Raw genomic sequence first — 14,616 nt, 5'->3', positions numbered from 1 at the left:
TGCAACCGCTCTATAATTGCGACTTATGTTAAATTTTAAACAGTCACTGAATCAGGGCGAAATCCGCAATCCAAATAGCTCTGAGCGTCTGTATCAGACTGCCGTCGCTTTCTTTTTTTTTGGCGCGAGTTAAGCAAAATAGACCATACCGCCACGGCAGGTTGTGCTCCTCAAAAATACTCGCGGTGAAGACGTTTTCCGCGGGAACGCGACTGCGCAATTCCAACACCACAGTAGCAGAGCAGCTTCGCCGTCAATGAGTTACAACGCCCCAATTAATAAGCTCAGCTCGGGATAACCTGTAAAGTTGGTCGGCCGGTGTAGACGCTCCAGCCACAAAAAACTCCTCTGAAACCCCAGCCGCTGAAAACAGGTGAACGAGAATGGCTGAGGTTAGTTGGGAGTCGGCCTCATCCGACACACCAACTTCTGTCCGCCATTGGTGAACTTCAATTGAACCGCTTCCAACCACATCCCTTTCTGCGCCTCCCAGAAAAAGCAAAGTGCAAGAGCTCGCACACGGACCAGTCGCAACGGTTTTTACGTCTGCGTCGCGAAGAGCCGTATGTCCGCGAATAGCCTCGTCTACTAAACCTCCAGGAGATGAGAACTCTATGACGTTCGCGCCTTGACCAATTGCATTGATCAAAGCGTCCACGCTTTCCGCAGTGACCTCTCCGGAAAAACTGTATTTCTTACCCTTTTCAGGTATTTGAGCCGTATTAGGATTGCCGTTCAGCCAAGGACAATTTCGGAAGAGCTTTTCTGCTTCACCTTTGGAAATCCCGGCTTTTGACAGGGTAGCATTCGACACAAAAGCTTGTTGCGGCGTTCCACCTGGATCGAGATTCCCGAGGCTAATTTTTAGATTCAACCCGTCCGCATAGATGTTCGAATAGCACCAGGCTGTATCGAAGTTCTTGTCTTCTTCGTGCTTGAAGGAATGCCCGGCGGTCACAGGAAATTCTGTACCTCCCAACATGACTGATGTTTCCCTGAAAATAGTAAAGTCGGTTGTTATTACTCCTCCATCAACGGACTTCTCATTAGTTCCAACTGCGGGCCAAGGACTGACTTCAGTGGCAGTCGCACCGGAGGCCTCTGTTACTTGGACTTCGGACTCTGACTTCATTATCCAACTGACAGCAAAACCAATCGCCAAAACTAAAACTGCGGCAGCAATCATAATCAGTGAGGACCGAATTCCCTCTGCAATAAGGACACGACGCTTGGACTGTGCGGCGGCGTGCTCGATTTTAACTTGAGCTTCGGCTTCAACTGTTCTGGTGAGACGAGCAGATGCTTCGCGAACTTGTCTTGCTGGTTCAGCGATCTTGTCTGACATGGACCGAACAACGGATTCCAGCATCTGCGTATCATGCTGCGTGCGCATAGCTAATCTCCTCACTATCAGAATCTTTTTGGGAAGCCGCGAGCTGAGTTTTTAGTTCGTTTGCCGCTTCTTCAGGAAGGGCTTCGAGGATGGCATCCAAGGCGCCCTGTACGTTTTCACCGACAGGAACAGGTACGTAAGTAAACTTCGTTACGGGCACCTCGATTTCGACTGGCTTTTCAATTTCTTTTTCCACAGTGACTTCAACCGGCACCTCAACGCGTTGCACGACAGGTTTCACGCCACGTACGCGAAACCACTCGGCATAGAGGGCAACACTTGCGCCGGTCAAAGCGCCCACGACCCCAAGCAATACCCCAAACGCGGCACCAATCTGCTTGGCCTGGTCTTCGGAAACTTCGTACGGCTCAACTCCAAAGACAAACGACGCCCAACGGTGCATTTGAGACTGGTTGGAGAGCTCCTCGACGTCGGCGGATTTCGTAACCGCTTTTTCCTCCAACACCTCAATTTTGGCACCACGTTCGGCAGCATGCATTTGAGTTTTTGCTAGCGCCTCAACTCGCTCCGCAGCCCGCACTGCACTTTCGGCTTCGTACTCTGACAACCGCTCGGCTGCTTGGTTTCTTGCGGTCTGAGCATCATTCAACGCTGCCAGGGCCTGCGGATCAGGTTCTGTAATAGATGCTTCGATTTCCGTGTTTAGCTTTTGGACCTCGGCGTCAAATGGTGCGCGGGCTTCAGAGATAACTGTCTGCTTGGCCGGCATGCTTCTCATACGGGCATTCAATTGGGCCCGAGTTTGCTGGTCGATTGCTGAACCGTTAAGGCGAGACATGATGCTGTCTTGCTCGCTTTGCCATGCGTCTGCGGCCGCATCGCCGGCTTCTGTTTGCTGTTGGATCACGCGCTCTAGCTGAGAACGAAGTTCTCTTGTCTCTAAGCTTTCAAGACTTTGCTTTGCGCGCTGGAGTGCCTCTTCTCGCAGTGCCAACGAAGTGCGAAGGCTCTCCAATTGTTCAGCATCGGCTTCCTTGATCTTTGTTCCATCAAGTTCATCCTGCAAGGCGGCTTCCGACAAAGCTTTGATTTCGCCGTTGATTTCCCTCAGTTCCGCTTTGGCTTCTGCTACTGGCGTGGTGGTGACGTGAACAAACCTCTCGAATCCGTTGAAAATCGTCTCGAAAGAAATCAGTGCAGCCACCAAAAGCCCAACGGATGCGAACAAACGCGCCCAGCGTCTTGAATGGAAAACAACAGTCGCTGCTGGAATCTTCGCCAACTCCACGGCAGCAAGAACAACAAAAACGCCGAAGACTGGAAACGTCTGCGCAAATCCACTGTCCTCTGGCATGCTTGAAGCCTGTGCGAATGCAATTCCCAAACCGACAGACACCAGAATAAGCTCAATTCCCCAGGCAAGCCGGATGAGCTTCCGCGCGTATCCGAGGTTTTGACTTTTGACGTCAGATTGACCCACGAAATCCGAGGCGAGCCCGCCTACGTTTTCGGTTCCAGAGTTTTCTACTTCTTCCTTCATAACAGCGACCTCACATAAACCTTTGATTTACATAAGTTCGCTCTAGGAATTGACTTTTCATTTCCTGCCAGAGGCTTGAGGAATTGTGCCGTTCAACAGTACTTTGCGCGTCTTAGTCGAGATTTTGCCGCGGATGTTTCCAGATGACGGTAGCGACCACCAGAGTATCGTGCGCAATCCAATGCATGGCCAGCAGATATAACCGCGGCGCCAACGTCCTGCCCATCCGCATAACAGACGCCCACATACCGGTCGTACGTTCGTTCTCCGTTGAGTTTGCACTCAACAGTCTTGCCATTCAAAAACATCACCATCCAACGTTTCGCATTCCTACCAGCGAAGCTGCCGAGTTCGGGTGCATCGACACCTTGTAGTCGGACAGGTGTACCGTTCACCACGATAGTATCAGCGTCGCGAACCTGTAAGCTCCCCGCAGAGAGCGAACTCGCCGAAAAGAAGCAAATTATGAATGCCAATCGCAGCATCTATTTCTTCTCCATTTTTTGAACATGCACACCATAGGTGATCGGCGGGGGGGCTACGCAGATATTTGTGTTCTGTTGCGTGCCACGCCCCCTGATCCCGCCGCACTCCTCGCCGTCGAGCTTCGCCTGTTCGACGATACAGCGGAACTGGACTGCATTTGACCCATTCTCTCCCAAATTGATTGTGAGATGCGGCCAAAAGCTTTTTTTGTCATGCCAGTTCCGGGCAGATTCCTACTTTCACTGAAAGCTAGGAACTTCTGCGCCATCAACGACTTCAGACAAGAAATCAACAGAAGGGTTTTCAGAAACACAATCGGCTAATTTGCCGGTTGATGCACTCGGCTTCTTAGAATGTGCTAACGAGCATCCCCTGCGCGCGCCATTTAAGCTCACAATCAAAGAGCTGGATCAGTTCAGCAATGAGTAGGCTCTGGGTGCAACGCCGGTCCAACGTTTGAAAGCTGTTGAGAATGCAGCTTGGTCAGCATAGCCGAGCGCAAACGCTATCTCAGAAAACGCCATATCATCTTTCATGAAAGTCTTTGCGAGATCGAACCGAAGTTCGTCCACAATTGAACGGAATGTGAGCCTCTCCTCTTTCAGGCGACGCGCGAAGGTTCTTGGGCTCATTCCGAGGCTGGCTGCGACCTCATCGGCAGATAGAATTCGTGCGGGGAGTGAGGTCGTCAGCAAACCTTCTATTCGGGATCGAAGTGTTTGATGTCCGTTTACCCGCTCTCTTAGCAAGCGCTCTCCATATTCAGTAAGATGCTCTCTCAATCTCAAATCATAGGTCGGTATCGCCAAATCCAGCGCTGAAAGCGGCAGAATAATTTCAAGACTTTCCGACCCAAATACGACGGGGAAACCCGCCAATTTCTGAAACTTTTCGGCTGATTTTCTAACCTCGTGGTCGAACCGCATTTCTATCGGAAAGAAATTGGTTTGCGTAATCGCCCGCATTCTGGACAACACTCCAAACAACAGAAATTCAGTATGTCTGTGGAACTTAGAGTAGCTTGGATCCTTCCATGTCACTTCGAAGGACGCAGCGTTTCCCGATACTCTCAGACTATATTCTACAGCCGGGTCAACAATCTCATGAAACCTTGCGGTGTTCTCCACAGCAGCTCGTAGGTCCTTAGAGTATTTGCTGATGTAACCAGATAGGCTATTTGAGACTCGCCAGGTCGACCCCGCCCGAGCTCCAAATGTGACATCGCCTAAGGCGTCGCAGGCTTCCCGTACAAACAGAGCTTCTTTTTTGTACTCGTAGTACTTGGCGTTTGGAGCTGCATCTTTACGTGTCAAACCACTCTTCTTGAGCACGCGTTCAGTTATGCCTTTGTCACCAGACAGTTTTTCTAACGCGTTGACTAAATGCGTGAGCCGAGAGGCATCGACTTCCATGATCACACCAGATTGAATTCGATTTCCCAAAATCCTATTGCTGAGGGATCAGATTTCAAAAAGTTAGTCGGCAGAATGCTGGAATTTCAGGCGGGCACTGGCGAATTGGCAACAGAGGGCGCTGATCAACACGCCCTCTTGGAAAAGTGAACTGGCCAATTTGAATTAGGCAAATTTGGCGTTTGGGATTTTGGGGCCAACGAACGGCAGCATGAACACCGCGAAGGGCATAAAGATCCACAAGCCCCAGGTCCAATCACGGTTTAGCATCGAAGCGCGTCGCGCCAAAACCGTTCCCACGAAGTAGGCTAGATAGCCTTGCCCAATCAAAATTAGAGCGTTGGCTGCATGCGCCTCGGTCCACGTCTCAAAGGTCGACGGTATTCCGTGCGAAACGAGCACCTTCCAGATAAGTGGAACACCAAAAGTAAACCCAAAGAACGTCAACCCATCAATTGGTGCACTAGCTTTTCGTGTCATTCCGTAAATCATGAATCCTAGCCATGTCAGGAGCATTACTGCTTGCACAGAATTCGAAATCGCCATGTGAGTTTCATAATTCATTTCAAGAACCCTTTCTCTTTAACCCTCTGATAAAATGAAGATTTGAGAGAAGGTTTTCTTTATAGATTCTGCCAAAGAGTTAACTCCAGGCGTCAAAATGAAACTCGCTTCCTGAACGTTACTCTTTCCTGCTTTCACCGTTCTCGAAGACTATTTGCCCCGTTTTTGTGTCGAACCCTAATTCATACCAAGCAAACCCGCGCGCCGTTTTCCCTCTGTCAGGGTTTTGTGCAAACTAGTCGATCATTGCTCCAACGATGCAAGGTTCGTCAGGGTAAGAAATCTCGAAGATTGAATCCTATCGTTTCGATAGGGCAAGTTGGTTTGGGCGGCAGTCGGAGGAAGGCATGAGTTTGAAGGATAATTTCATTTGTTGAACAAAAAACCGACGGTCAGACTGGCCTTTCGTAATCGAGAGACTACAAAACAAGAGTTAAATGATCCGACTCGTCATCGTAAGTACCAGTCCAAAACTTCGGTAAACCTAGGTAAATGATTAATCGAAGACTTTTCCTAGCAGCTCCGGCGCTAATCGCTGCTTCGTCATCATCGATTGCATCTTTCGCTCGAGCCGAACCCAGCCCTAATCCGGGTCAATGCGTCATTACAGGCTTCCGAGGAACACGACCTTCCGATCCGGAAGTTTCCCAGCTACTTCGCATGATAGAGAATGAAAGCATTGCCGGCGTCATTCTGTTGGGGCGAAACATAGCTTCCCCAGAACAACTCCTCGAGTTAACAACCTTGCTTCAATCGGCTTCGCCAAGCCTGCCAGTAATTGTCGCGGTCGATCAAGAAGGTGGGCAAGTTTCGCGCCTTGGTCAACAAAATGGCTTTTTGCCATGGGAATCCGCAGCCGAGCTTGCTGTTTCTGGACGCAGCGATGAGGAAGTCTTTGATTACTATTTTGAACGCTCACAAGAAATGGCCGCAACCGGTATCAATTTGAACCTTGGGCCAGTGGTTGATCTGAACGTAAACCCCTTTAACCCTATCATCGGCTCTGTTGGCCGAGCCTTTGGTCGTGACGTCGAGGTGGTAGTTCGGTTCGCAGAGCTGTTTATCAATGCCCACCGTTCGGCAGGTGTAATGACTTGCCTCAAGCACTTCCCGGGTCATGGTTCATCATTTTCGGACAGTCATGAAGGAAGCGTTGACGTTTCTTTGACTTGGAGCCCGGAAGAGATAGCACCATTTGAACGCCTGGTTCGAGCGGGGCTAGCTGACTCAATCATGAACTCCCATGTACTCCACAGATATCTCTCTGATGAGCCCTTTATACCGACTTCATTATCTAGAATATCTGTCACTGAAATGAGAGAAGGTCTGGGATTCAAACGCCCGATCATTACAGATGATATGCAAATGGGTGCGGTCTCAGATTTTATGGTTCCAGAAAAAGCTAGCGTTAGAGCGCTTCTGGTTGGAAATGATCTCCTGATTTATTCTAACTTCCGAGAGCGATACTCATTGCAGTCGACCGCAACGGTTGTAGAAATCTTAAAGGACGCTCTTGCGGCGGGCGACTTGACCACAGAGAGGACCAATACAAGAACCGCAACCGTACGTTCATTTAGGAATGAGATGCTCAATTCCCGTTTACGACGCCAGAAATGACACCCATCTGTTTTGTATAATTTCCCGATCCATATTTTGGGAAACACCAGGACTTCTTAGGCACATAGCTCCATGCCACACAATTTGTTGTAGCTTGACACGCGTGTCTGCACTGATCCAAAGACATGTTCCGCAGCCCCTTTGGGTACAAGTCGTAGCCGGAAATATCGATACTTGTTGCCTCAATGAACGGGCGATTGAAAACATCCGGATTGATTTTAGCGGGATTTACGACCGCACTGGTCACGCCAGACGCAATACTCACATTTTCAACACCGCGTTTTGGCCAGCACCAGCTGGTTGCGTGAACATAGCTGTACGCAGCACACAATGGATTGTTTTCGCAGTAGTTTTCGCAACTATTTAAACTAATGTTGCGGATGCCGCTGGGGTATAGATCTGAGCCAAAAAAGTCCGTATTTTCAATGCGTTCAGTTCGCTCTGACACCGGAGGTTTCTCAGTATTCGGTACTGGCTGCGTTAGCTTCGGGGGCGCGGCTGCCACCGCAGTAGACTCCGGACGTCGCAACTGTCTCAAAGCTTCTTGGTTGATCGATAGGAATTTATCTACCTCATCAATCCGACCCAGGAAGCCTTCATTGTCGGTTTTTAATCCTAGACGCTGTTTCTCAGATGATTTGAAATAATACATCTCCGTAGTGCCGAACATTTTTTCATATACGAACGGTGGAGTTTCGAACTCATTCAAGATTCCAATGATATCAGAGGTTGTGTATTGAGTAGCAGCCGTCGTCACATCCTTTCGGCCTTGACTTGCTGCGTCTGATGCACCCGAATAAAACTGGTGAACACCTAATTCGCCCAGAACCATTCTGCTTCTTCCGCCCAAAAAAATCTTGGCGCAGGAAGATTCACAACGCGCATTTTCAGGAATGTAGGTGTTTACGCCTTTATCATTCAAAATTGATGCCATCTGGAGCGCATCGTAGACGTTTCCTCCGGCACTGGCAGCCACAACCAAATCAATTTCGTAGTCGCGCATTGCCCTGCGAAGCTCAAATGAGTCTCCAGCCTTTATCTCAGCAACCAAAAAGAGAACATTGGGTACTTCCTCGTAGTGGTGATAGCTGCCAAAAGCTTCTGGCTCGCTAGCCGCAACGGCAGGGAATAGAACAAGCGAAGCTGCAATAACAGAGTTAGCGAAACGCAATTTTGTTACTTTCCGTAGTTGATCTAGGACTGATTTTATTGTGTTTTTTGGTAATGTTGAGACCCCATTACGTTTTTTACGCGACCTTCCAGAAATCAACCAAAAGGACTGCGATGGCTTTCCTTCGAAGTTTGTGGGCGAACGCAAGTCGCGCTTCACTTTCTGAAGCTTAGTTTGAGAAAACTGCATAATTGAAGGCTCCTCTTTTAGCTCCACGAACTTTTCTCGATACTGAATTATGTACGAGGCGAGAACTCTGCTTTCGACTTCGCGCCAATGAGTAGGCAAAAAATGCCAAATTTCTGCCCTCAGGTGACAGAACCTAAAGTAGTAAAAGCAACTTGGCAGAAGAAACTTCGAACCAAATTTGCGAGCCTTTGGAATTGGACTTCACGCCAGTTTTCGCTGGATAGCCAGTGTCGCAACCATCTTGCTCATCCAGTTACCAGCAACAGCCACATGCTATGAATCCCCGAACGGGAAGTCTCCTAGATAGAAGGTAGCGCGTTTCAAAAACCAGGATAGCTATTTTCTTTTGGTACTTAGTTAGATTGGCAGCATTTCAAAAGTGTTTGGCATTTTCGCATGAGAAAACGTGCTTCAACCGTGCTTTCTACACACCAACAAAAACAGTTTTGAAACGGAGAGCCGCATCAAACCGATCCGGTGAAAAAGAACATGACACCATTGAAACACCTCAACATGGGCGCAGTCGCAATCGCACTGGGTTTTTTAACGGCCTGCGGAACCACATACCAGGTAACTGAAGCCACAGATGCGCATAACGCAGTTGCCGCGAAGATGTTCGCCGAAGAACGCAATCCTACGACTGCAAAAGCAGGAAAAAAACTATCGCCAAAGCAAGCGGTGCGTCAGTTCAACAGCGTAGCGCGCCGCGTCGAGCCGGTTGCAGAGAATTTTTGCCGTCAGCATACAACTGATCGAAAGGGTTTTAATTGTGACATCAAAATAATGGTCGATACTAAGACGCCTTATCGCAACGCATATCAGACGTATGGGAAGAACAATGAACCGTTGATTGTGTTCACGATTCCCATGATTGCGGATGCTCGCAATGAAGACGAACTGGCGTTTGTGATGGGTCATGAAGTTGGCCACCACCTAGCTGAGCATCTCAAAAAACAGGAGCAACAAGCTGTCGCTGGTGCTCTCATATTGGGTATGGCCGCAGCATACGCCGGAGCCCACTCACACTACACAGATCCTGCCGTAACCCAGCAAAACGTCCAGAACGCGGTTTATGCCGGTTCCGCATTGGGCAGCAAGGCCTACAGTCAAACCTACGAACTGGAGTCGGATGTGATCGGCACCTACATTGCAAAGTCTGCGGGGTACGATCCGGTTCAAGGTGTGCGGTTTTTTGCCCGGCCGGAAAACCCACGAGAGGTGAACGGTCAGCTAAGTTTCTGGGGAACGCACCCACCGGATACGAAGCGGATCGCGACAGTTTTGGCGACGGTAGCAAAGATGGAAGCCGGGCAATCGTCTGGGTTACAGCAAGCCACCAACTAGCGTTATCGTTTTCGAGTAAACGCACTCCTAAACACAAAGCTGGCACCAAAAAGGGCGGTCGATATGATAGCCGCCCAAATTTGGCTTTTACCCTCATGGATAAGACCCGTTCCGGCAATGTGCTCTTCAGCAATAAAGCCAAAGTATTCCTTTGGGGCTGGCCTAAAATGGAAATAGCCGAACCGCTGCATAGCCGCGCTTTGTTAAAATTTTTGATTCCTGGCTTTCTCCCGCAAAAACGGTGCGAATTTCCGACAGTTTCAGGAAAACGAATGTTTCTTCCGGTGATGTCTTGAAGGACGATGTGCGCGGTATCACTATTAGACTAAGCGTCCTAAAACCAAGTCTTGTTCATTGTTTTCACTCCCTGATTGGCTGCGTTCCAAGCCAAAGCAGCTCACCGAAGCAAATCAAAAGCCCGCAAGCGAGCTTGATGCCGAACCGGTTGCGAAGGTCGGCACCAATATCGACCGGCCGGTCATCAATCTTTATCGACCCCATATCACCTCTGGGGATTGTCTGATTGTCACCGGGTATCAGGACTTCTTGTCTTCGCTGTCGATTTTGATGAAGGAATTGCCCGAGCTGAGGGATCTGGAAAACGACAGCGATATCCGGATCCGGATATCGTTCGGGATCGACACTGCGAATACCAAAAGACTGACAAACCCCAAACCAGTCACCCAAGAAATGAAACTCTACTGGCTGGAGCGCTCCGGGCTTCAAGTGGAAGAAGATCACGATCTCATCGCAGTGCTGGCAAAACACGCCATCAAAACCGGGAAAATTGATTTGCGTGTCTTCGATCCGGAGCTTGCCAAACGCAAGTTGGGTATATCTGGGGATCGGCGGCTACACTCAAAAATCGTCTGTTCCCCAAAAGGTGCCGTCGCCGGGTCCGCAAACTTTTCCTACTCAGGGCTCTACAGAAACATCGAGTATGCCGATGACCTGGATGCGGGCACGCATGAACTTCAGGTCGAACGCACAGAAGCCGCCGAGCAGGCTTGGGATGTGTCTGTCGATTGGAATACCGAGGCGCTGGAGATACTCGAAAAGCTTATCAAACCGGTGACCGCTGAAGACGCGATGGCGCGAACAATTTCGGAGCAAAAGGGGTTTGAACCCTGGCTCACTGGCGCCCGAAAAGAGATCACGAGCCATACGCTGTTTGGGTATCAACAGGAGCTGACCTATGAGGCGTGTTCCATCGTCTATGACCATGGCATCGCCTTCGTAGAAGCGCCAACCGGTTCAGGAAAGACAGAGATCGGCTGTCACCTGGCCGAAGCATTGTCAGAAACATTCTCAGAAGTCGTGCCCCGCTCCCCCGTCCATGGCGTTGCGCGAAAAAATGCGGCTGTAATTGCCCCGCCCAAAGTTATTCCCAGTTGGCGCAAGTATTCGACAAACTCGCTCCAACCTGTCGCGAATAGCAAACTTGCCAAACAACACCTCCGCGGCGCTGGCGATGAAGAAAAATCTGGGCTCAGGCTCGATCAGTTTGGCATTCTGATAATCGATGAAAGCCACACGGTTACACCAGGCTTTGAACAAGCATCTCAAATGGCTTCAGCCATCGAACTTGCCCCACCAAGCTGGAATGTCTGTCTGTCAGCAACGCTGCTCGGGAACCGGGATGTCGACTGGTTGACCCATATGCAGGAGAAGCGGGCGTCCATTTTCATGACTCCGCATTTCATTCAGGCCATGGGTGAATTGTTCGAGCGCGAAACCCAAGTTCCTAAGGATATCTTCAACCAGGATGCGCAACTGGCCGTCCTATCAGAGCCTGACACGACGCTCACGCGAGAGGCTCGCAACGAACTCGCTCAGTTGGTTTCGCCGTTTTTGACACGCAGACAACGGAAATGCATTGGCGAGGACGAAGATCCGACCAAGCACAGTTACCCAAGACTAGAAAACCACGGGCGACCGAAGAAACTTAAGGTGACAAAGCCTCAGCAAACGCGCCTGGACGAGATTGTGGCTCTCTGCAAAGAACTTGCGCCCGGCGGTAGGGTGACCGCAGTCGAGAAAAGCCGCTTCGGACACGTCAGCACGCAACAAAGCACGCAGGATCAGCTCTACATCCGAAACCTTTTGAACATTCTGCGCGTGAGTGCCGCCCAAGCCCATTGGGAGATGTCTCATGGAGCTATTGGCAAATCGCTTCGCGACTTCGAGCGTGGTGGAAAATCGAAGAAAAAGGTATCCCACCGCGACCAGTTCGACATGTTCGCAGCACTGGGAATAGAAGCGCCTGAACCCACAAAGAAATGCGACGCTTTAAACCAAAAACTGGGTCTCAGTGTTCTCAAGGAGCTTGATGAGAAGCGGTATGAGGCGTGCCTGAGAATACAAAATGAAAAAGACAGGGTCGTCTTTCTCGCAGAACGGACGGACACACTCGAAATTTTTGCAGAAGCGCTTTCGCGCAGAGGCCACCACACCAACTATGTCGTGGGAAACCAAACCAAAGGTGCAGATCGCGCCGTGAAGGCGATCTTTGGAGATGGCGCCGACAGTTTCAAGCGTATCAAACAGGGCAAGTCCGTGGAGTCTTACTTCCGACCTGGAGGAAAGAACGAACCAAAAGGATCTGCATCGGTTTTTCTGACTTACAAGATGGCTGAAGGTATCAACCTACAGTCGTCAGACACGCTGGTGTTGCTTGGTGTGACCTCGAACCTGAAAGAGCTCATCCAAGGTCTGGGTAGGATCGACAGGATCGATAGTGAGTTCGGGGTCGTCAATTACCACCTTATTGATGTGCCAGTAGGTCAGTTTGCATCTGACGAAAAAATCGCCCAACGCATAGAGAACTATAAAACTTTGGCTGGGGAGGCGCCAATCGACGCCGTCTTGGAAGAAAGCACCGAAGACGCAGAACTGATCCTCGAGAGTGTCGTTGAATACCTGCGATCCCCGCGGCGGCTTCGCGACAATAACTTTCACGACGTGCTGGAACGCACCAAGCAAACAATCCCCGAAGACCGCTACAAACTCATCGACAAGGCCAAAATCCAGGGCACCTGGGGCGCCGAGTTGGCGCTCCTATCGGCCCGTGAGAAATTCACGGCGCTACATCTCAAAGGATTTAGCAAGAGCAATAGCTTCTTTCCGCCTCGCCTGCTGCTTCTTAAGGATACTGCGCCAGGCCTGATATTGGAACGCGACCAGCTGGCCTGTGTCCAAACTCTGGAGACTGCATACGAACGGACCAGAAGCCTTGGCATGGAACACGCCCACATGTCACTGGAAGATCTCTCTGAAGCGCTAGAGACGATTTCAGAGCAGATTGGCAAGCTGACCGAGTGGGACTTGCGCCCCGCTCGCGTTGAGAGCCTCATGAAGGCTTGCGCCGAGTTTATGGGACGCAAAGATGGTGTCGAACTCAGTGATCAAGTACTGTTTGGCCATATGTCACTGCCGGCCGTGGAAATGGTGTGCGAGGCATGGAGCCGTGAGCTTGATCCCTTCTGGGAAAAAGCGAAACACGAAGTGCGTGACAGCTTCGCCTATGAGGATCTTCCCAAGGGGTACATCGCGCTTCAGGTTATCCTGGAAAAGCTCGAAAGCGATCATCAGGCGTCCGATGAGATCCATGAAAAGATGGTCCGGGTCATCGAGGAAGCTGAGCAGGTTTCACGCGACCATGAACCTGCAATTGGACAGCGCATTTCAGTGGTGTTCTATTCGGATGGCGCGGGCGAGCACTAGGCGGCCTCAGACAGCAGCGAAGCCAGGTCACTTAGTTTTACTAGGTGCCCTCGCGTCGTCTTGCCTTCAATTTGCGCGCCATGTGTCTCAATCCCTTTGCTCTCAAAATCGGACAGTAGCTTTCGGGATGTTGTACCTCTTGACCTCGCCAGTGTCGCGACGGGCATGTACTCGCTTTGAAAGATCACAAGCTGCTGTGGTCTGACCAAGAAAGACTCGCTTGGGCCGTGCGGAACTTTGCGAGATCCGAGCAGGCCCAGCTTGCACCAATGTGTCACCGCCTGAGCCTTCCAACCCGTTAACTTCGCGACATCATTTGCAGTCCAGTCCAACGAGTGCCGCTCAGATCGCAGAACCTTTTCGACGTCCGATTTCTGGAACCTGAAATCACCGAGTAGGACATCCTGATCTTCCAATTCAGCAGCGATAGAACCTTCACAAATGAGACGAATGAGCTTCTTCAGCGCCGTCTTGTCAGTTGTTCGATTAAGCGTAAGCTCTTTGAACAAAACTGCCTCTCCCGTCAATTCAGTGGCCGATGCTCTAATCTTAAAGACAAGTTCCTCTACCGAATTCGAGTGGAACCGGCCATCCACGAGCGGTGGCCGATCTGAAACTGGGACTTCGCCGACCACACCAAGTTCTTTGAGAAATTGGAATTGTGTACGTCCAACTCCCAGATAGTCACATGTTTCTGCCGCGCTCCAGAAGCGCCGACGATCTGCTGCAATGTTGAGAACTTCGAATTTGGGAACGACTGTTTGATTATGTCCAAATCCGCGTTGACTGATCTTGCCAGCGATCTCTTTTTTCTGGACTGCCGCAACGAGACGCTGTGCAGAAATTCCGAGTTGTCGTGCCGCTTCCGTTGCGGGCAACCACTCTCTCGATGAAGTAGACGCCAAACGACCCGGATGGAAGCCACTGAATTCTCTCTCGATCACACGTGCCACTGCGTCCTTAAACACATCGTATTCCGGTTCTCGAAACCGCATTAGGCGCTGATACCATTTGCCAAGCCGCTCAGGAGCAGAAGTTGCATCGGGATCACCTTCATGCAGCAGCTTTTTCACATAATTTTCGAAACCATGCGGCCAGTTTGCCAAAAGGGATTCGACCGGCGCCATTAGTCGAACCGCGTCTTCAACGGTCTTCGGAATTTTCGTTTTTCCGAACTTACCCGTACGGCTAGCTTGAAACCCAGAGGCTAGGAAAT

11 protein-coding genes are annotated in these 14,616 nt (G+C 50.3%); 4 read left to right on the top strand and 7 right to left on the bottom strand.

The features are described 5' to 3' along the window. Positions 1-253: 253 nt before the first annotated feature. The 5 genes from ACR3E7_RS15175 to ACR3E7_RS15155 form a co-directional block, all read right to left on the bottom strand. The gene (locus ACR3E7_RS15175) at positions 254-1,393 is read right to left on the bottom strand and encodes a hypothetical protein (RefSeq protein ID WP_480504116.1); all 1,140 of its coding nucleotides are present in this window, start codon (positions 1,391-1,393) and stop codon (positions 254-256) included. Then, positions 1,377-2,894, bottom strand: a complete 1,518-nt coding sequence (locus ACR3E7_RS15170) for a hypothetical protein (RefSeq protein ID WP_480504117.1) — start codon at positions 2,892-2,894, stop codon at positions 1,377-1,379. Before ACR3E7_RS15170 ends, ACR3E7_RS15175 begins: the two co-directional genes overlap by 17 nt. Before the next feature lie 92 nt (positions 2,895-2,986). Beyond that, the gene (locus ACR3E7_RS15165) at positions 2,987-3,379 is read right to left on the bottom strand and encodes a thermonuclease family protein (RefSeq protein WP_480504118.1); all 393 of its coding nucleotides are present in this window, start codon (positions 3,377-3,379) and stop codon (positions 2,987-2,989) included. Between the two features lie 411 nt (positions 3,380-3,790). After that, positions 3,791-4,792, bottom strand: coding sequence for a helix-turn-helix domain-containing protein (locus ACR3E7_RS15160; protein WP_480504120.1), 1,002 nt, complete (start codon positions 4,790-4,792; stop codon positions 3,791-3,793). A gap of 165 nt (positions 4,793-4,957) precedes the next feature. Next, entirely contained in the window at positions 4,958-5,356 is a 399-nt protein-coding gene (locus ACR3E7_RS15155) for a hypothetical protein (RefSeq protein WP_480504121.1), read from the bottom strand. 660 nt (positions 5,357-6,016) lie between these two features. Between ACR3E7_RS15155 and ACR3E7_RS15150 the strand changes: the two genes are divergently transcribed. Next, entirely contained in the window at positions 6,017-6,973 is a 957-nt protein-coding gene (locus tag ACR3E7_RS15150; protein ID WP_480504122.1) for a glycoside hydrolase family 3 N-terminal domain-containing protein, read from the top strand. Here the strand turns inward: ACR3E7_RS15150 and ACR3E7_RS15145 are convergent. Next, on the bottom strand, positions 6,945-8,333 hold the full coding sequence (locus tag ACR3E7_RS15145; RefSeq protein ID WP_480504123.1) for a PAN domain-containing protein: 1,389 nt from the start codon (positions 8,331-8,333) through the stop codon (positions 6,945-6,947). The genes ACR3E7_RS15150 and ACR3E7_RS15145 overlap by 29 nt on opposite strands. Before the next feature lie 489 nt (positions 8,334-8,822). On the opposite strand from ACR3E7_RS15145, the gene ACR3E7_RS15140 reads away from it, so the two are divergent. From ACR3E7_RS15140 to ACR3E7_RS15130, 3 genes are all read left to right on the top strand, one after another. After that, positions 8,823-9,677, top strand: coding sequence for a M48 family metalloprotease (locus ACR3E7_RS15140; protein WP_480504125.1), 855 nt, complete (start codon positions 8,823-8,825; stop codon positions 9,675-9,677). Positions 9,678-9,772: 95 nt separating this feature from the next. Then, positions 9,773-9,973, top strand: a complete 201-nt coding sequence (locus tag ACR3E7_RS15135) for a hypothetical protein (protein ID WP_480504126.1) — start codon at positions 9,773-9,775, stop codon at positions 9,971-9,973. Between the two features lie 58 nt (positions 9,974-10,031). After that, positions 10,032-13,400: a DEAD/DEAH box helicase family protein gene (locus tag ACR3E7_RS15130; protein ID WP_480504127.1), complete on the top strand. Its 3,369-nt coding sequence runs from the start codon at positions 10,032-10,034 to the stop codon at positions 13,398-13,400. On the opposite strand, the gene ACR3E7_RS15125 is transcribed toward ACR3E7_RS15130, so the two are convergent. Then, a complete protein-coding gene (locus tag ACR3E7_RS15125; RefSeq protein ID WP_480504273.1) occupies positions 13,397-14,527 on the bottom strand; it encodes a hypothetical protein in 1,131 nt (376 codons plus the stop codon). The two genes, ACR3E7_RS15130 and ACR3E7_RS15125, sit on opposite strands and share 4 nt — an antisense overlap. Positions 14,528-14,616: the final 89 nt, after the last annotated feature.

This window comes from Ruegeria sp. BK1 (assembly GCF_056535645.1).
Note: the sequence above shows the minus strand (reverse complement) of the source record. Positions and strands in the feature narration are given on the sequence as shown.